Annotated in this window: 17 protein-coding genes; 3 read left to right on the forward strand and 14 right to left on the reverse strand. The window is 66.2% G+C overall.

Annotated elements, in window-relative coordinates; all coding sequences use genetic code 11:
- Positions 1-47 precede the first annotated feature (47 nt).
- On the forward strand, positions 48-440 hold the full coding sequence (locus tag AC5JDC_RS08310) for a SpoIIAA family protein (protein ID WP_495840775.1): 393 nt from the start codon (positions 48-50) through the stop codon (positions 438-440).
- 16 nt (positions 441-456) lie between these two features.
- Here AC5JDC_RS08310 and AC5JDC_RS08315 read toward each other — a convergent pair whose 3' ends face one another.
- On the reverse strand, positions 457-1,584 hold the full coding sequence (locus tag AC5JDC_RS08315) for an ATP-dependent DNA helicase (RefSeq protein ID WP_495840906.1): 1,128 nt from the start codon (positions 1,582-1,584) through the stop codon (positions 457-459).
- Between the two features lie 117 nt (positions 1,585-1,701).
- On the reverse strand, positions 1,702-2,985 hold the full coding sequence (locus AC5JDC_RS08320) for an MFS transporter (RefSeq protein ID WP_495840777.1): 1,284 nt from the start codon (positions 2,983-2,985) through the stop codon (positions 1,702-1,704).
- 68 nt (positions 2,986-3,053) lie between these two features.
- On the opposite strand from AC5JDC_RS08320, the gene AC5JDC_RS08325 reads away from it, so the two are divergent.
- Positions 3,054-3,674 carry a TetR/AcrR family transcriptional regulator gene (locus tag AC5JDC_RS08325; RefSeq protein ID WP_106774406.1) on the forward strand — a complete coding sequence of 207 codons (621 nt, stop codon included), beginning with the start codon at positions 3,054-3,056 and terminating at the stop codon, positions 3,672-3,674.
- An 18-nt stretch (positions 3,675-3,692) separates the two neighbouring features.
- Here the strand turns inward: AC5JDC_RS08325 and AC5JDC_RS08330 are convergent, their stop codons facing one another.
- The 8 genes from AC5JDC_RS08330 to AC5JDC_RS08365 form a co-directional block, all read right to left on the reverse strand.
- A complete protein-coding gene (locus AC5JDC_RS08330; protein ID WP_495840780.1) occupies positions 3,693-4,076 on the reverse strand; it encodes a RidA family protein in 384 nt (127 codons plus the stop codon).
- On the reverse strand, positions 4,073-4,441 hold the full coding sequence (locus AC5JDC_RS08335) for a nitrile hydratase accessory protein (RefSeq protein WP_495840782.1): 369 nt from the start codon (positions 4,439-4,441) through the stop codon (positions 4,073-4,075). The genes AC5JDC_RS08330 and AC5JDC_RS08335 overlap by 4 nt, the downstream gene beginning before the upstream one ends.
- Positions 4,428-5,087, reverse strand: a complete 660-nt coding sequence (gene nthB, locus AC5JDC_RS08340; protein WP_495840784.1) for a nitrile hydratase subunit beta — start codon at positions 5,085-5,087, stop codon at positions 4,428-4,430. Before nthB ends, AC5JDC_RS08335 begins: the two co-directional genes overlap by 14 nt.
- Complete coding sequence (gene nthA, locus AC5JDC_RS08345) at positions 5,084-5,692, reverse strand: nitrile hydratase subunit alpha (RefSeq protein WP_495840786.1); 609 nt, start codon at positions 5,690-5,692, stop codon at positions 5,084-5,086. Before nthA ends, nthB begins: the two co-directional genes overlap by 4 nt.
- Before the next feature lie 313 nt (positions 5,693-6,005).
- Positions 6,006-8,660 carry an efflux RND transporter permease subunit gene (locus AC5JDC_RS08350; RefSeq protein ID WP_495840788.1) on the reverse strand — a complete coding sequence of 885 codons (2,655 nt, stop codon included), beginning with the start codon at positions 8,658-8,660 and terminating at the stop codon, positions 6,006-6,008.
- Positions 8,661-9,095: 435 nt separating this feature from the next.
- Positions 9,096-10,268 (reverse strand): efflux RND transporter periplasmic adaptor subunit, encoded by a 1,173-nt coding sequence (locus AC5JDC_RS08355; RefSeq protein ID WP_495840790.1) that lies wholly within the window; start codon positions 10,266-10,268, stop codon positions 9,096-9,098.
- Positions 10,269-10,409: 141 nt separating this feature from the next.
- Positions 10,410-11,003: a LysE family translocator gene (locus tag AC5JDC_RS08360; protein ID WP_495840792.1), complete on the reverse strand. Its 594-nt coding sequence runs from the start codon at positions 11,001-11,003 to the stop codon at positions 10,410-10,412.
- 86 nt (positions 11,004-11,089) lie between these two features.
- Entirely contained in the window at positions 11,090-12,037 is a 948-nt protein-coding gene (locus tag AC5JDC_RS08365; RefSeq protein WP_495840908.1) for an acyl-CoA desaturase, read from the reverse strand.
- Positions 12,038-12,152: 115 nt separating this feature from the next.
- Between AC5JDC_RS08365 and AC5JDC_RS08370 the strand changes: the two genes are divergently transcribed.
- Positions 12,153-13,379, forward strand: coding sequence for an adenylate/guanylate cyclase domain-containing protein (locus AC5JDC_RS08370; RefSeq protein ID WP_495840794.1), 1,227 nt, complete (start codon positions 12,153-12,155; stop codon positions 13,377-13,379).
- A 3-nt stretch (positions 13,380-13,382) separates the two neighbouring features.
- Here the strand turns inward: AC5JDC_RS08370 and ilvN are convergent, their stop codons facing one another.
- The 4 genes from ilvN to AC5JDC_RS08390 form a co-directional block, all read right to left on the reverse strand.
- Positions 13,383-13,955 carry an acetolactate synthase small subunit gene (gene ilvN / locus AC5JDC_RS08375; RefSeq protein WP_106775183.1) on the reverse strand — a complete coding sequence of 191 codons (573 nt, stop codon included), beginning with the start codon at positions 13,953-13,955 and terminating at the stop codon, positions 13,383-13,385.
- A gap of 36 nt (positions 13,956-13,991) precedes the next feature.
- A complete protein-coding gene (locus AC5JDC_RS08380) occupies positions 13,992-14,390 on the reverse strand; it encodes a type II toxin-antitoxin system VapC family toxin (RefSeq protein WP_495840796.1) in 399 nt (132 codons plus the stop codon).
- The gene (locus AC5JDC_RS08385; protein WP_495840798.1) at positions 14,374-14,658 is read right to left on the reverse strand and encodes an AbrB/MazE/SpoVT family DNA-binding domain-containing protein; all 285 of its coding nucleotides are present in this window, start codon (positions 14,656-14,658) and stop codon (positions 14,374-14,376) included. Before AC5JDC_RS08385 ends, AC5JDC_RS08380 begins: the two co-directional genes overlap by 17 nt.
- A gap of 63 nt (positions 14,659-14,721) precedes the next feature.
- A complete protein-coding gene (locus tag AC5JDC_RS08390) occupies positions 14,722-16,512 on the reverse strand; it encodes an acetolactate synthase 3 large subunit (RefSeq protein ID WP_280954235.1) in 1,791 nt (596 codons plus the stop codon).
- Positions 16,513-16,604 lie beyond the last annotated feature (92 nt).

Raw genomic sequence — 16,604 nt, forward strand, 5'->3', positions numbered from 1 at the left:
GCGGATTATTGTGTTGCAGACAATCGGACGTCTGCATGGAGAAATGGATGAGTTCGCTCGAATCGGTCCCGGCGGTCCGCCGCATCGAAACCGATCGCCGCAGCCTGCACGCCTTCGACGTCGTCGGCCATGTATCGGCCGCCGACATCGAAAACCTCTACGGCCTGCTTGAGGCCGCCTATGTCCTCGATCCTCAGATCGACGTGCTGCTGCGCGTCGTCGACAACGAGGGCGTGGACTGGCAGGAGGTCGCGCCCGACACCATCCGCCAGGGCAAGGCGCATGCGCGCGAGCATGTGCGGCGCTGCGCGGTGGTCGGCGACCGGCTGGCGCTCGCCGCGACGCGCGGGCTCTTCCTCGACGCGGCACCGGTCGATTTCAGGCAGTTCGCGCCTGAGGACGAGCAAGCGGCGTGGGAATGGGTGGAGGAAAGGGGATAGCCTGTGAACGCCGCCCTCACCGTACCACGGTGAGCCGCTCCGCCGCCCGTGTGATCGCGGTATAGAGCCAGCGGTCGCGCGTGTCCTTGAAAGCGAAGCTTTCGTCGAACAGCACCACGTCGTTCCATTGCGAGCCCTGCGCCTTGTGCACGGTCAGCGCATAGCCGTAGTCGAAATCGTCGAAGCGTTTCTTCTGCTGCCAGGGGATTTCGGCGTCCGGATCCTCGAACGCCGCCTTCAGCAGCTTGATCTTGGCGACGCCGCGGTCCGGATCGTCCTCCTCCGGCGAGACCAGCAGGTTGATGCCCGGCTTCACGGTTTCGCGCGCCGAGGTCATGACCTTCCACAGCGAGCCGTTGAGCAGGCCCTTGGAAGGGTCGTTGCGCAGGCAGACCAGCTTGTCGCCCGCCTGCGGGTAGTCGGCGGAAAAACCCTTCAGCTCGCGCAGCCGCTTGTTGTAGCGTTTTCGCGTGCGGTTGGTACCGACCAGCACCTGATCGGCCTTCAGCACGAGTTCCTGCGTGACCTCCTCGCGGCCGATCACCTGGGCGGTGCCATAGTCGCCCTTCATGAACTCCCTGCCCTCGCGCACGTCGAGCGCCAGCCGGATGATCGGGTTGTCGCGCGCCTGCCGGTGGATCTCGGTGAGCAGGAAATCCGGATCGTGCTCGGTGAAGAAGCCGCCGCCGGAAATCGGCGGCAATTGGCCGGGATCGCCCAGCACCAGGATCGGCGTGCCGAAGCTTAAAAGGTCGCGGCCGAGCGCCTCGTCGACCATCGAGCACTCGTCGACGACGACGAGCTTGGCCTTGGCGATCGGGCTCTGGCGGTTGAGCGAGAAGGTCGGCGACATCGAGGTTTTTCCCGTCGCCTCGTCGGCCACCGCCTCCTCGCCGCGCGGCCGGTAGATCAGCGAATGGATGGTGCGGGCGTTGGCGGCACCCTTCGAGCGCAGCACCTGCGCGGCCTTGCCGGTGAAGGCGGCGAACTGCACCTGGCCGTTGACATGCTCGGCGAAATAGCGGGCGAGTGTCGTCTTGCCGGTGCCGGCATAGCCGAACAGGCGGAAGATCTGCGGCCGGCCGGTCTTCAGCCAGGCCGCCACCGCCTTCAGCGCGTCGTCTTGTTGCGGCGAGAATTCCATCGGACTGAAAGACAGGATTCTCGCCCCGAGAGCAAGCTCCGGATGGGTTCCGCCCTCGAGCGACGCCGCCGAAATCATGAAATGGCGAGGATGTGCCTGGCGGCGGGGTGAAGCCGCTTACGCCGCCTGCGGCTCGGCCATTTCCTCCCGCGGCCAGGTCGGCCGGATCAGCAGCGACAGCGCCGCGGCGCCGATCGCCGTCAGGCCGGCGATCTGGAAGGCCAGGTCGTAGTCGCCCTGCAACTCGCGCATGTAACCGCCGAAGAAGGCAGCGGCCGCGGCGCCGACCTGGTGGCCGGCGACGATCCAGCCGAACACCAGCGGGCCGCTGCGGTCGCCGAACGCCTCGTTGGACAGCCTCAGCGTCGGCGGCACGGTGGCGATCCAGTCGAGCCCGTAAAACACCGCGAAGACCGCGAGCGCCCACGGCGAGAAGCCGGACAGCGGCAGGTAGATCAGCGCCAGGCCGCGCACCGCGTAATAGACGCCGAGCAGTTTTCGCGGGTCGAAACGGTCGGTCAGCCAGCCGGAGAAGGTCGTGCCGATCAGGTCGAAAACGCCCATCACGGCGAGCAGCCCCGCCGCCTGCACTTCCGGGATGCCCATGTCGCCGCAGAAAGCGATGAGATGCGTGCCGACCAGCCCGTTGGTGGTGAAGCCGCAGATGAAGAAGGTGGCGAACAGATACCAGAACACCCGCGTCCCCGCCGCCTTGCGCAGCGTCGACAGCGTGTGGGTCAGGAAGTTCCCGGAAGCGGCCGCGGCTACCGGCTCGGGGCCGTCGGCGCCGTAGCGGGTCAGCCCGATCGAGGACGGCCGTTCCGGCACCAGCAGCCAGACCAGCGGCACGAGTGCCGCGGTGGCGACGGAGACCGCGATCGCCACCGGCTGCCAGCCGCCCCATTGCGACAGCGCCGCCAGCACCGGCAGGAAGACGAGCAGTCCGGTCGCCGCGCTCGCCGACATCAGCCCCATCATCAACCCGCGATTGGTCTTGAACCAGCGGTTGACGATTGTTGCGCCGAGCACGGTCGCGACCGCGCCGGAGCCGACGCCGGACAGCACGCCCCAGGTCGCCACGAGTTGCCAGGGTTTTGTCATCAGCAGGCTTAGCGCCGTCGAGGCGGACATGATCAAAAGCGCCGCCAGCAGCGTGCGCCGCAGCCCAATGCGCTCCATCAGCGCCGCCGCGAACGGCCCGGCGAGGCCGTAGATGAAGATGCCGACGGCGGCGGCCAGCGAGATGACGTCGCGCCGCCAGCCGAAGGCGTCCTCCAGCGGCACCATCATCACCGACATCGACGAGCGCAGGCCGGCCGCGATCAGCAGGCACAGGAAGATGACGCCGACCACCACGAAAGCGTAGCGCTGGCCGAACGGACGCGAATTTGCTATTGTCATGTGACTCACCGGTACGTATCTATCGCCAGATACGTACCGTTCAGTAACATTGTCAAGCGACCGCACCGATGAGCGACGAAAAAATCCTGAACCCGACCTCGGCACCCTACGGCAACCGCCAGGGCCCGCGTGCCGCCGAGCGCATTCTCGACACGGCGCGCCGGCTCTTCTACCTGGAAGGCATCCGCGCCATCGGGGTCGACGAGATCGTCAAGCAGGCGGGCGTCACAAAACCCAGCCTCTACCGGGCTTTCGAGTCGAAAGACGAGCTCGCGGCGTCCTATCTGCGGGTCTACGAAACGGAGTTCTGGAAGCGTTTCGATGAAGCGGTCGACGCCCATCCCGGCGACCCGCGCCGGCAGATCCTCGCCTTCCTGTCGCGCGTCGGCGAACGCGCGGTGATGCAGAATTACCGCGGCTGCGGCATGACCAATGCGGCGGTCGAGTATCCCGAGGCCGGCCATCCGGCGCGCGCGGTCGGCGAGGCCAACAAGCGCGAGCTGCGCCGCCGCCTGCGGCAGATGGCGAAAGACATGGGTGCCGCCGATCCCGACGCGCTGGGCGACGGCCTGCTGCTGCTGATCGAGGGGGCCTATATCAGCGGCCAGCTGTTCGGGCCGGGCGGTCCGGCGGCCGCTGTCGCCAGGAACGCCGAGCTGCTGATCGATGCGAGCCTCGAGCGGGATTAGGCGACGAACCGCACGTCGTCACCGGCGGGCGATCACCCTGACCTCGACCAGCGTCCCGTCGCTGATGAACTCGCTCACGCCGATTGCCGACCACGCGGGATAGGGAGCTGACACGTATTCGTCCTTCACCTTCACGAAGGCCAGCAGATGTTTCTTCAGCCCGATGTGATAGCTGGTCATCTCGACGACATCGGCGAAGCTCAGCCCGGCCGCGGCGAGATTCGCTTTCAGGAACTCGAACACGTCGCGGAACTGTTCTTCCGGGTCCGAGGCCACGGTATCGTCCGGCCGCCAGCCGGTCTGCCCGGACAGGAAGACGAAATCGCCGGTGTCCAGCACGGGCGACATGTGCCACGCATCGGGATAGTGCGCGAATTCCGGCGCGGCGATTGTGCGTTTCATGGCAGCTCCGCGCCGTGTGCGGGATCATTCTCCAAAAGGATCGGCTTGCCGTGCGGCGTCGCATGCGCCGCGCGCTGCCAGGCCGCCGCCAGCACGTCGACGGCGGCGGGCGCCGCCACGCCCTTCTTCGCCAGCAGCTTCTCCAGCGCCGCAAGCCAATGCTCGTAGTAGTCGTGGCCGTCCGTCGCCGCATCGGCGCGATGCACCTCGGCCGACAACATCTCCGCCCACTCGCTCCATGAGAACAGGCCGCTTTCGTGCAGCGCGACGACCATCGCAAAAACTTCAGCCTGCCAGGGCTCGGCGAAGACCGGCTCGTTCACCCCCGGCGGCAACGGCGCTCCGGCGGCTTCACGCCGGCTCAAGATAGCTCTCCCAGGCGTCGATCGAGACCGTAGGCGTCGGGTCGGCGCCCTCGCCCCAGATCTCGCCGGCGTCGAACACCACCGTGTAGACATGCTGCGGCTGCTCGCCCCCGCCATGCGCATTGGTGTCGGGAAAGACAAAACCCGCGCGCACCGCCTCCACCACGCCGAGCCTACCCCGCGCATACCGCGGCAGTCGGGTATGGCCGGCCGGATGAAAATTCTTCGTCCGCACCCGGTCGCCAGCCTTGAAGCGCGGCGCGGCGTCCACCGGCCGGTCGCACGGTCCGCCCTTGGCCAGCACCGCCGCGACGTTTTCGGCCTTCAGCACGCGCTTCGGCGCCGCCGCCGGCGACAGCACCTCGCCGCGCGCCAGTTCCTCCTCGGTCAGGAATTGGTGGCGCACCAGCAGCCGCTCCAGCGCTTTGATCCAGATTTCGTAATAGCTGGACGCATAATAATCCGCAGGATGCAGCGACTCGCGCATGTGGCGGCTCTCGTCGATGGTCCAGGCGCCCATCGCGCCGGCGCACAGCGTCACGCCCAGCGCCCGCTTCTCCCATTCCGCGTGGAAATACGGCTCGTCCTGTTCCGGCGCGACGGGCCCGAACCCCATCTGCCCGCCAAGGTCCTGCGGCCCGTTCATGGCGCGGGCTCCAGCGCCAGCCCGGTGCCGATCATCGAATCGCGCGTCACCAGGCCGGCCAGCCGTTCCTCGTCCCAGCCCTCGCTGCCGGCCGGCCGCATCGGCACGACGAGGTAGCGCAGCTCGGCGGTCGAATCCCAGACGCGGATTTTCCTGTCCCGCGGCAGGGTCAGGCCGAATTCCTCCAGCACGCCGCGCGGATCGATGACGGCACGGCTGCGGTAGGGCGGCGCCTTGTACCAGACCGGCGGCAGGCCGAGCACCGACCACGGGTAGCAGGAGCACAGCGTGCAGACGACGAGGTTGTGCGTCTCCTCGCCGTTGAACACCGCCTGCATGTGCTCGCCCTGCCGTCCGGTATAACCGAGCGAGGCGATCGCTCCGGTGGCGTCCCGTTTCAGCCAGTCGGCATAGCTTTGATCGCTCCACGCCTTCGCCACCACACGCGCACCGTTGCGCGGCCCGACCCTGGTCTCGTAGGTCTCGACGATGGCGTCGATCGCCCGGGGATCGACCAGCCCCTTGCGGACGAGGATGGTCTCCAGCGCCCGCACCCGCGCGGCCATCGGGTCGAGGTCGTTGTCGTGGTCATGGTCGTGGGACATCGGCGAAGTCTAGAACCGCGTCGGTGTGCAGACAAGCCGCACATGGTGCCGGGAATTGCACCACCGGGCGGTGGCTCAGCCCGTAACACCCAGGGCAATCGCAAATGGAGCTACCCCCACCCCCTCCCCTCAAGGGGGAGGGGGATCTTGCCACTGTTGTGCGAGACATGAATCGGTGACGATTTCGCTCGGCATGGCGGTCGCAAAGTCCCCCTCCCCCTTGAGGGGAGGGGTCAGGGGTGGGGGTACGAAGCGGCGCAAGTACTGTCGTTTGTCATATGCCCTGCCGCAACACCGGCGAAGCCGCCCTGCCCTACGCCGCCGGCTTTGGCTCGCGCGACGGCGCCAGCCGCAGCAGCCACTCCGAAAGCCGCTCCATGTAGACGTAGATCACCGGCGTGATGAACAGCGTCAGCACTTGCGAGACCAGCAGGCCGCCGACCACGGCGACGCCCAGCGGCTGGCGCAGCTCGGCGCTGGCGCCGGCGCCGAGCGCGATCGGCAGCGTGCCCATCAGCGCGGCCAGCGTCGTCATCATGATCGGCCGGAAGCGCATCAGGCAGGCGCGGTGGATCGCCTCGTCCGGCGCCATGCCCTCGCGCCTGAGATTCAGCGCCACGTCGACCATCATGATGCCGTTCTTCTTGACGATACCGATCAGCATCAGAATGCCGATGATGGCGATGATCGACACGTCCATCCCGGCCAGCATCAGCGCCAGCAGCGCGCCGACCACCGCCGACGGCAGGCCGGTCAGGATCGTCAGCGGGTGGACAAAACTCTCGTAGAGGATGCCGAGCACGATATAGATGGTCAGGATGGCGCCGCCGATCAGAAAACCCTGGTTGGCCAGCGAATCCTGGAAGGTCTTGGCCGTGCCGGCGAAGGTGGTCGAGATCGTCGGCGGCATCTCGATCTGCTGTTTCAGCGCGTCGATGCGGGTGACCGTGTCGCCCAGCGCCACGCCTTGCGGCAGATTGTAGGAGATCGTCACCGCCGGCAATTGGCCGAGCTGGTTGACCGTCAGCGGCCCGGCGGTGCGCTCGACCCGGCCGAAGGCGCCGATCGGCACCAGGCTGCCGCTCGCCGTGCGCACGCGGATCGACTGGATGCGCTCCGGCGTCCAGTCGATGCGTGGATCTAGCTCCAAAATCACCTGATAGCTGTCGGCCGAGCCGTAGATGGTCGAGATCTGCTCGGTACCGAAGCCGCCATAGAGCGTCGAACGCAGCGTGTCGGCGTCGATGCCGAGGTTAGCCGCCTTGTCGCGGTCGATCACCAGCGTCGCCTGCAGGGCGTTCTCGGTGAGGTCGGTGGTGACGTCGAGAAAACCGCGGTGGTCGCGGCTCATCGCGTCGGCGAGCTTTTGCGCCCACTGGTCGGTCGCGCCGGTGTCCAGCCCCTGCACGACGAGTTGGTACTGGCTCTTGGAGGCGCGCGTGCCGATGTTCAGGTTCTGCACCGGCACCATGTAGCTGTTGATGCCGGGAATGTCGGCGAGCTGTCGTCTCAGATCGGCCAGCACCGTCTCCAGATTGGGCCGCTGGTCCTTGGGCTTCAGCTCGACGAACAGGCGGCCGTTGTTCATCGGCGCCGAACCGCCGCCCCCGCCGCCGCCCACCGACCAGGCGACATGCGCGACATGGGGCGACTTGGCGAACACGTCAGCCACCTGGCCCTGCAGCCTGGCCATGGCGTCGAACGAGATGTCCTGGCGCGCCTCGGTGATGACCGAAAGCTGGCCGATGTCCTCCTGCGGGAAAAAGCCTTTCGGCGAGACCATCAGCAGCCACACCGACAGCGCCGTGGTGGCGAAGAAGATCAGCAGGACGAGGAGGCGGAAGCGCAGGCACAGGCGCAGCATCCGGTCGTAGCCGCGCAGGAAGACGTTCTGGTGCGACTTGGTCGTGTCCGACTGTGATCTTACCCCCACCCCTAACCCCTCCCCACAAGGGGGAGGGGGATCCGGCGGCGTTGCCACCGCCTGGCGGATAGAGGTCGAGCGGTCGTTGAGCAGCTTTATGCCGGCGGCGGCTGGAAGCTGGCCGTCGAAGGAAGGCAGCATCGCCTTGACGCGGTCGACCACGTCGACCGCGTTGGCGTCCGGCTGGCGCTGCACGGCGAGCAGGATGGCGCGCGTGCCGTCGTACCAGCTCGCCGTCGTCGTGGTCTCGACCGAGTCGATCACCCGCGTCACGTCGCCCAGCCGCACCGGGCGCCCGTCGCGCGTCGCGATGATCAGGTCGGAGAAGGCGGCGGCGTTGTCGAGCTGGGTGTCGGCGGTGATCGTCAGCTGCTGGCGCTCGTTGGTCAGCGTGCCGAGCGGCGTGTTGCTGTTGGCCGCGGCGATGGCGTTCTGCAGCGTGTCGATGGCGATGCCGCGCGCCGCCAGCGCGGTCGGGTCGATCTGGATGCGCACCGCGAATTTCTGGCTGCCGAAGATCGCCACCTGCGCCACGCCGTCGATGGTCGACAGCGCCGGCGAGATCACGTTCTCGGCGAAGGCGTCGAGGTCGGTCAGCGGCACCGTATCGCTGGCGAGCGCCATCAAGAGGATCGGCTGGTCGGCCGGATTGACCTTGCGGTAGCTCGGCGGGCTGGTCATCTGCGGCGGCAGCGTCTTCAGCGTACGGGCGATCGCCGCCTGCACGTCGGCCGCCGCCGCGTCGATGTCGCGGTCGAGCCCGAACTGGATGGCGATCGAGGTCGACCCCAGCGAGTTCGTCGTGGCGATCGAATCGATACCGGCGATGGTGGCGAACTGCTTTATCAGCGGCGTCGCCACCGAGGTCGCCATGGTCTCGGGCGACGCGCCGGCCAGTTGCGCCGAGACGTTGACGACCGGGAATTCGGCGCTGGGAAGTGCGGCCACCGGCAGGAACTTGTAGGCGAACAGCCCGCCCAGCACGAGCGCGAATGACATCAGCAGCGTCGCGACCGGGCGCCGTATGCAGAATTCGGAGATCATGGGGTCGCATCCGTCTGGCGCCGCTTAACCCTCCCCCTCAAGGGAAGGGCAATCGCATATGAGGCTACCCCCACCCCTAACCCCTCCCCACAAGGGGGAGGGGGATTCGCTTGCACCCGCGGCAAGCGCCAATCGTCGACGGTTTTGCGCGGCAAAGCGGCCGCAAAGTTCCCCTCCCCCTTGTGGGGAGGGGTTAGGGGTGGGGGTACGAGACGGCCGAGTTGCTTGCCGCTTGTCATATACGATTGCCCTGCCCTCGAGGGGAGGGTCGGCGGGCAGGTTGAGCGAAGCGAAGCCTGCGAACCGGGGTGGGGTAGCTTCGGAATGGAGCACTTCATCTGCGACCCCTCCCCGCTTCGCAAACCCGCTCGTGCCGAGCGGGTTGCTCCGCGACCCTCCCCTCAAGGGGGAGGGTAAAGCGCGGCACCCGGCCGCTCACGTCCCGCCCTCCCTTACCGGCGTGCTCTCGCTCAGCCTTATCTGCCCCTCGACCACCACCCGCTCGCCGCTCTTCAGCCCGCCGCCGATGGCGCTGGTGTCGCCCTGGCTGACGGCGACCGTCACCTGCCGCACGGCGACGGTATCGTCGGGCTTGACCACATAGACGAACGGGCCCTTCTGCCCGGCCTGCACCGCGACCGTCGGAACCGAGACCAGGCCGGTTATGGTGCCGGCCTCCACCACGATGTCGGCATATTGGCCCGGCCACAGCGTCAGCCCTGGATTGGGCACGGTCGCCTTGACCGCGAAGGTGCCGGAGGCGGTGTCGACGCTGGAATCGATGAAGTCGACGGTGCCGGTGCCGATCGGCGTGGGATCGCCGTCCTTGTGCAGCATCACCGTCGGCGGTGCCGGCGAGGCAAGCCCTTTCTGCAGCAGGCCGAGCTCCTTCTCGGGCAGATCGAACTGCACCTCGAGCGGGTCCATCTGCGTGATCGTCACCAGCGCGGCGACCGCCGTGCCGCAGGTGTTCGGACCGACAAGATCGCCGATCGTCGTGTTCACCTGCCCCAGCCGGCCGGCGATCGGCGCGGTGACGGTGGCGAAGCCGAGCTGCACCGTGTCGGCGTCGAGCTGCGCCTGGTCGGCCGCCACGGTGGCGGCCGCCGACTTCTCCGCCGCAAGCGCCTGGTCGTAGGACTGCTGCGTTCCGATCCTGGTGGCGACGAGGTCCTTGGCCCGCCCGAGGTCCGCCTGGGCGCTGACCAGCAGCGCCTGATCCTTGTCGAGCATCGCCTGGTCGCGGTCGACCGCCGCCTGCAAGGCGCGGTCGTCGAGCTGCAACAGCACGTCGCCGGCCTTTACCATCTGGCCGTCCTTCACCTTAATCGCCGTCACCTGGCTCGACACCCTGGCACCGATCTCCACCACCGCCGGCGAGGTGACGAAGCCGATGGCGTAGCGGCGGATCGGAAAATCGGCTGTGCTGGCGACGGCGGTGGTGACGGTCGCTGCACGCGGGCCCTGGTGGCCTGCGTCCGCCGCCGAGACGGCGCGGTCCGTTGCAAGAAGCCGTGACGTCCTGTCGGCCAGCCCCGGCGTAAGCACGAAGGCCGCGCCGACGGCCCCGGCGAGCAGGAGGATCGAGAACAAACCCTTGTGGCGCATCGTTCCGGGACCCCGCGATCTGGCGGTCGGCAAATATCTGCGCCAGGGTCATTACCCCCCGATAGATAGTCGCGCCGAGGGGCCGGACAGCGGCCGGAACCCTACATTAAGAACATTTAATGGGCGGTGAGCCGGGCGGCGTCACCTCAGCATCGGCCAGAGAGTCGCCGCCAGCAGCAGGCCCATCGCGATGTTGAACCACTTCAGCCGCACCGGATCGGCGAGAAAGCCGCGCAATGCCATACCGAAGCCGGCCCAGGTCGAGACGCTCGGGAAATTGACGGCGGCGAAGGCGAAGCCGATCACCAGCACCGAGAAGAAAGGCTGCGCCGGATTGGTGTAGAGCGACATGGCGCCGACCGCCATCGCCCACGCCTTCGCGTTCACCCACTGGAAGGCAGCCGCCTCCAGGAACGTCATCGGCCGCGACTTGCCATCGACGCCGCCCAGCGTGCGCGACATGGCGATCTTCCAGGCGAGGTAGAGCAGGTAGGCGCCGCCGGCGACCTTCAGCACTAGCTCAAGCGCGGGAAACGCTTTCAGCACGGCGCCGAGTCCGAGCCCGACCGCCAGCAGCAGCGCCAGAAAGCCGATGGCGATGCCGGCCATATGCGGGATGGTGCGCACGAAGCCGAAATTCACGCCCGACGCCAGGAGCATGAGATTGTTCGGTCCCGGCGTGATCGAGGTGACGAAGGCATAGACGAGCAGGGCGAGAAACGTGTCGAAGGGCATCGGGCGTTCCGGTATCTATTTTATGTCAGTATTACTGACCTAATTCCCAATTGGAAGTCACCCTCCGATTTGTCACGGTGACAAGCTTATGCGGTAAGCTCGTTGCGGGGTCCCGGCACCTGCCGCATGTTCGCCGGCGCCAGACGCCTCAGCCCGGCCCGATGCACGATGTTGCGGGGCGTCTTGATCGCCGAGGCAAGCCCCAGCCGTTCGAGAAACCGGATAAAGGTCCAGCCGAGGTCCAGTTGCCCGGGTTCGAGCCCCAGCCGGGCGGATTCCGGAAAGGCGTGGTGATTTCCATGAAAGCTCTCGCCGAACGTGACCAGCCCGAACTTCGGGAGATTGTAGCCCTGCACGGCGACGCCATCGACGCACCAGCCCTGCTCGCCGCCGCGATGCGCGAAATGCCCGACCAGCCAATGGCCGGCAAGCGACACCGGCACTCGCACGGCGACGCCCCAGATCGCCCAGGGCAGGCCGCCCAACCAATAGAGAAGCAGCGCCAGCGGGAGCTGCTGCACCATCCAGGTGGCTTCGAGGAACCAATAAAAGCGATCGTTGGCGACGGCCGGCTCGATGACGAAGCGTGGCGGACGGTCCAGATCGACCCTGCAATGCATCTGCCAGAATGCATCCCGCAGGAAGGACCGGCGATGCGCGTAGAGGTCGTGGCACTGCTTCTGCCGCTGCGCCCAGTCACGGATATCATGCGCGTAGATCATGCCGAATGGTCCGGCCATGCCCACCAGCGTGCCGAGATAGACCAGCGCGCGCTCGATCAAGATATGCACCTTGAACGACCGGTGGATCAGCAGGCGGTGCATTCCGACCGAATGGCCGAGGCAGATCGTGACGGCTGTCAGCACGACGAACACCACCAGCGCGTCCAACGAAAATGTCAGTGGACCGCCGATCAGGGCGATCGCCGACAGACTCGTCACCCAGAGGGACTTTGCCGGCACCCAAACCACTTTGCCGTGCACCGCATCGCTGTCGGCGGCCGGGATCATTCGTCCTGTTGAAATGCAGCCCATGAAGCCTCCTTCGAGACAAAATTCCCGGCCGCCGGCCAAGGCGCTGGCCCACGAGCCGCCACAAACGGGCAGCATCAGTTTCGCCGATCCCGCCCAACCGTGCTAATAAAATCGCATGCGGCCCGAATCCGTCGACTCGATCCTGGACTGGTTGGCTGAGGCCGGTTTGGCCGGGGCCGACGAGGCCGTGCTCGTGCGCGGTTTCTCGGAACGATGCATCGCCGCGGGCTGCCGGCTCAGCCGCGGCCTCGTCATCATCGACACGCTGCATCCGCTCTACGAAGGACGCGCGCTGATCTGGGAAGAGGACCCTGTCGCCAATCTTCGCGACAACGAGTTCCAGCCCGTCCGCGACGAGGACGAAAGCTGGGAGAACTGGCAGCGCAATCCTTTCTTCCACATGCTGCGGGACGGCCAGATCTACATGCGCTGCCGCCTGATCGAGGGCGAGACCTTGAACTATCCGCAGTTCGAGGAGCTGCGTCTGGCCGGCCAGACCGATTATCTCGCCGTCGTCCATCGGCTGCGCGACGCGCCGAGCGTGGAAGACGCCGACGGTTTCTACGCCAGGTGGACGACTGCGGCGCCGCAGGGCTTCAGCGACGCCGACATCGAGGCGCTCAAGAGGCTGACCACGCAGCTTGCACTGGCGCTGCGGCTGGCGGCGCAGACGCGGCTCGCCGGCACTCTGGTCGAAACCTATCTCGGCCGCGACGCCGGCCGCCGCGTGCTGCAGGGCGGCATCGTTCGCGGCCGCGTCGAGAAGATCAGCGCCGTCCTGTGGTTTTCCGACCTTACCGGTTACACGCGGCTTTCGGAGGAGCTGCCGTCGGAGCAGATGATAACCCTGCTCAACGACTACGCCGAAGCGGTGATCGGTTCCGTCCACGACGCCGGCGGCGACGTGCTGAAGCTGATCGGCGACGGCGTGCTGGCGATCTTCTCAGGCCCCGATCTGAAGGAGGCCTCCATGGCAGCGATGGCGGCCGGGCGGGCCCTGGGGCAAAAGCTGCGCAACCTGGCCGAGCGGCGCACCGCCGAAGGGTTGCCGGCCGCGAACGTCCATCTCGGCGTGCATTTCGGCGATGTCTATTACGGCAACATCGGCAGTCCCGACCGCCTCGACTTCACGGTGGTCGGCTCCGCCGTCAACGAGGTGAGCCGCATCGCGGCCATGTGCCACTCGGTCGATCGCCGGATCCTGTGCTCGTCCGAATTCATCGAGTTGCTGCCCGAGGCGGAGCGGTCCAACTTCGTGTCGGTCGGGCGCTTCGCGCTGCGCGGCGTCGGCAGAGCCCGCCATCTCTACACGCTCGATCCGGCGATGCTCCAGTACCGATAGGGATTACATCCCCTGCGGGCCGCGGTTCATCGCCGCCACGCCGGTGCGGCACACCTCGACCAGCCCGAGCGGCTTCATGATGGCGATGAACTGCTCGATCTTGGCCACCGCGCCGGTGATCTCGAAGATGAAATGCTCGGTATTGGCGTCGATCACTTTCGCCCGGAACGCCTCGGCCAGCCGCAGCGCCTCGACGCGATCGTCGCCCTTCCCCGTCACCTTGACCAGTGCCAGCTCGCGCGCCAGCGGCTTGTCCTGTCCGAGTTCGCCGGCCCGCACCGACAGGTCGACGACGCGGTGCACCGGCACGATGCGCTCGAGCTGGTGCTTGATTTGCTCGAGCACGTGCGGCGTGCCGCGTGTCACGACGGTGATGCGCGACAGGTGCCTTTCGTGCTCGGTCTCGGAGACCGTCAGGCTTTCGATGTTGTAGCCGCGGCCGGAGAACAGGCCGATGACCCGCGCAAGCACGCCCGGCTCGTTGTCGACCAGCACCGACAGCGTATGCGTTTCGGGGCGCTCCGTCTCGCGGGCGATGAAATAGGCGGAGCCGGTGGGCTGGAGGTGGGGGTTCATGGGAGGGTCTTCAGATGTTGGAGGAGAGTTGTCACGTCATTGAGGCTGATGGACGGGCATTGCGTCTTCGACCGCGGTATGCCGCTTGATGAAATCTTCATCGAACGTAACCATCGAGGCGCAGTTCTTGCTCGTGAGGAGGTGCAGCGCATCTGCGAAATCCAAGCCCTTTGCATGGGCTGTAACCGCCGTCCCGATCTTGATCCTGTCTTCAAAAAACACGGTGGAAGACGAGATGAGGCGTGAAAACAGCGTGTTGATTGCTTCACGGGATATCTTGAGGCGGCTTCTAAGCAACCATTCTGTCTCCAGCAAAACCGTATCAGGGACAAAGACTTCATAGTCGAGGAAACATTGCCTAGAGCGGCGTGCCTGCTCCGAGCCGTCATCTATCATCGCCCTGGCCAAGACATTTGTATCAACGGCCAGTCGCATCGAACCGCCGTGCTGCTTCGGTTAACAAAGTCTCTTCTATTTCCTTGTCTGTGGGGAACGGCTGGTCGATCTTAATTCGGCCGGCCAGAAATTCCTCGACCGCTATCGGAGGAAATCTCGGATCGAAGTCTTCGACTGGTTGGACGAGTACGCCTTTGCCCCTGTCGACAAATTCGAACTCGGTGCCCTCGCCCCAACCATGTGCATCGCGGATCGATTTTGGCACCACAATCTGGCCCTTGCTCGACATCTTTGCTCTGGCGTTCACGATCAAGCCTTTCAACAAAGTAAGACGCGGTAAGACATAACTCCTGCCGCGTCTTACTTCAACCTACACCAACTCCCGCCCCTTGGCGTCGATGGCGTTCGCCACCGCCTCGTCTGTCGCCTCGTCAGGCAGCAGCATCTCGTTATGCGCCTTGCCCGACGGGATCATCGGAAAACAGTTGGCGAGGTTGGCGACGCGGCAGTCGAACAGCACCGGCTTCCTGACGTCGATCATCTCCTTGATCGCGTCGTCGAGGTCGCCCGGCTTCTCGCAGCGAATGCCATGCGCTCCGAAAGCCTGCGCCATCAGCACGAAATCCGGCATCGCCTCGGTGTAGGAATGCGACAGCCGGTTGCCGTGCAGCAGCTGCTGCCACTGCCGCACCATGCCCATGTACTGGTTGTTGAGGATGAAGATCTTTATCGGCGCATCGTACTGCACCGCGCAGCTCATCTCCTGCATCGTCATCTGCACCGAGGCGTCGCCGGCGATGTCGATGACCAGCGCATCGGGATGGGCGATCTGCACGCCGAGCGCGGCCGGCAGGCCGTAGCCCATGGTGCCCAGGCCACCGGAGGTCATCCAGCGGTTCGGCTTGTCGAAATGGAAATGCTGCGCCGCCCACATCTGGTGCTGGCCGACTTCCGTGGTGACGTAGACGTCCTTGTCGCGCGTCAGCTCGTAAAGCCGCTGGATCGCGTATTGCGGCATGATGACGTCGTTGCTGTTCCTGTAGGCCAGCGAATCGCGGGCCCGCCAGCGGGCGATCTGCTCCCACCACGGATGCAGCGCCTTCTTGTCGGCCTTGGCGGTCGCCCGCCACAGCCGCACCAGATCCTCCAGCACGCGGCCGACATCGCCGATGATCGGAACGTCGGCGCGCACGTTCTTGTTGATCGAGGACGGGTCGATGTCGATGTGGATCTTCTTCGAGTTCGGCGAGAACGCGTTGATGCGGCCGGTGATGCGGTCGTCGAAGCGCGCGCCGATGCACAGCATCACGTCGCAGTCGTGCATGGCCATGTTGGCTTCGTAGGTGCCGTGCATGCCGAGCATGCCGAGCCAGTTCCTGCCGCTGGCCGGATAGGCGCCCAGCCCCATCAGCGTCGAGGTGATCGGAAAGCCGGTGAGGTCGACCAGTTCGCGCAGCAGATGGCTCGCCTCGGGACCGGAATTGACCACGCCGCCGCCGGTATAGATGACCGGCTGCCGGGCGGATGCCAGCAGCGCCACCGCCTCCTTGATCTTGTCAAGGTCGCCCTGCACCTTCGGCTGGTAGCTGGTGCGCGGCGCCGTCTGCGGCGGCGTGTAGACGCCCCTGGCGAACTGCACATCCTTCGGCACGTCGACGACCACCGGCCCCGGCCGCCCGGTCGTGGCGACATGGAACGCCTCGTGGATGATCGAGGCGAGCTCGTTGACGTCCTTGACCAGCCAGTTGTGTTTTGTGCACGGCCGGGTGATGCCGACGGTGTCGCATTCCTGGAAAGCATCGGAGCCGATCAGCGAGGTCGGCACCTGCCCGGTGATGCAGACCAGCGGGATCGAATCCATCAGCGCGTCCTGCAGCGGCGTCACCGCGTTGGTGGCGCCGGGGCCGGAGGTGACCAGCATGACGCCGGCCTTGCCGGTCGAGCGCGCATAGCCCTCCGCGGCATGCCCCGCCCCCTGCTCATGGCGGACCAGGATGTGCTGGACATCCTCCTGCTGGAACAGTTCGTCGTAGATCGGCAGAACGGCGCCGCCGGGGTAGCCGAAAATATGCTCGACGCCGTTGTCCTTGAGCGCCTGGACCACCATCTCGGCGCCCGTCATCTCGCGCCTGCCGCTCTCGCCCTTGGCCGTGCTCGTCATCTCGAATATCCCGTCTCTTCCGCCGCCGTCGGCGCTGCTGATCGTCTAGTCGTATCGTGGGCAATAAAAAAGGCCCCCGGGAGGGAGCCTGC

The organism is Kumtagia sp. (genome assembly GCF_059502445.1).

Coding starts and splice junctions, on each gene's coding strand:
- AC5JDC_RS08370 (WP_495840794.1), top strand. CDS start 12,153: ATGCGGCCCGAATCCGTCGACTCGATCCTGGACTGGTTGGCTGAGGCC.
- AC5JDC_RS08390 (WP_280954235.1), bottom strand. CDS start 16,512: ATGACGAGCACGGCCAAGGGCGAGAGCGGCAGGCGCGAGATGACGGGC.
- AC5JDC_RS08325 (WP_106774406.1), top strand. CDS start 3,054: ATGAGCGACGAAAAAATCCTGAACCCGACCTCGGCACCCTACGGCAAC.
- AC5JDC_RS08350 (WP_495840788.1), bottom strand. CDS start 8,660: ATGATCTCCGAATTCTGCATACGGCGCCCGGTCGCGACGCTGCTGATG.
- ilvN (WP_106775183.1), bottom strand. CDS start 13,955: ATGAACCCCCACCTCCAGCCCACCGGCTCCGCCTATTTCATCGCCCGC.
- AC5JDC_RS08365 (WP_495840908.1), bottom strand. CDS start 12,037: ATGGGCTGCATTTCAACAGGACGAATGATCCCGGCCGCCGACAGCGAT.
- AC5JDC_RS08330 (WP_495840780.1), bottom strand. CDS start 4,076: ATGAAACGCACAATCGCCGCGCCGGAATTCGCGCACTATCCCGATGCG.
- AC5JDC_RS08355 (WP_495840790.1), bottom strand. CDS start 10,268: ATGCGCCACAAGGGTTTGTTCTCGATCCTCCTGCTCGCCGGGGCCGTC.
- nthB (WP_495840784.1), bottom strand. CDS start 5,087: ATGAACGGGCCGCAGGACCTTGGCGGGCAGATGGGGTTCGGGCCCGTC.
- AC5JDC_RS08320 (WP_495840777.1), bottom strand. CDS start 2,985: ATGACAATAGCAAATTCGCGTCCGTTCGGCCAGCGCTACGCTTTCGTG.
- AC5JDC_RS08360 (WP_495840792.1), bottom strand. CDS start 11,003: ATGCCCTTCGACACGTTTCTCGCCCTGCTCGTCTATGCCTTCGTCACC.
- AC5JDC_RS08380 (WP_495840796.1), bottom strand. CDS start 14,390: ATGCGACTGGCCGTTGATACAAATGTCTTGGCCAGGGCGATGATAGAT.
- AC5JDC_RS08310 (WP_495840775.1), top strand. CDS start 48: ATGAGTTCGCTCGAATCGGTCCCGGCGGTCCGCCGCATCGAAACCGAT.
- AC5JDC_RS08315 (WP_495840906.1), bottom strand. CDS start 1,584: ATGGAATTCTCGCCGCAACAAGACGACGCGCTGAAGGCGGTGGCGGCC.
- nthA (WP_495840786.1), bottom strand. CDS start 5,692: ATGTCCCACGACCATGACCACGACAACGACCTCGACCCGATGGCCGCG.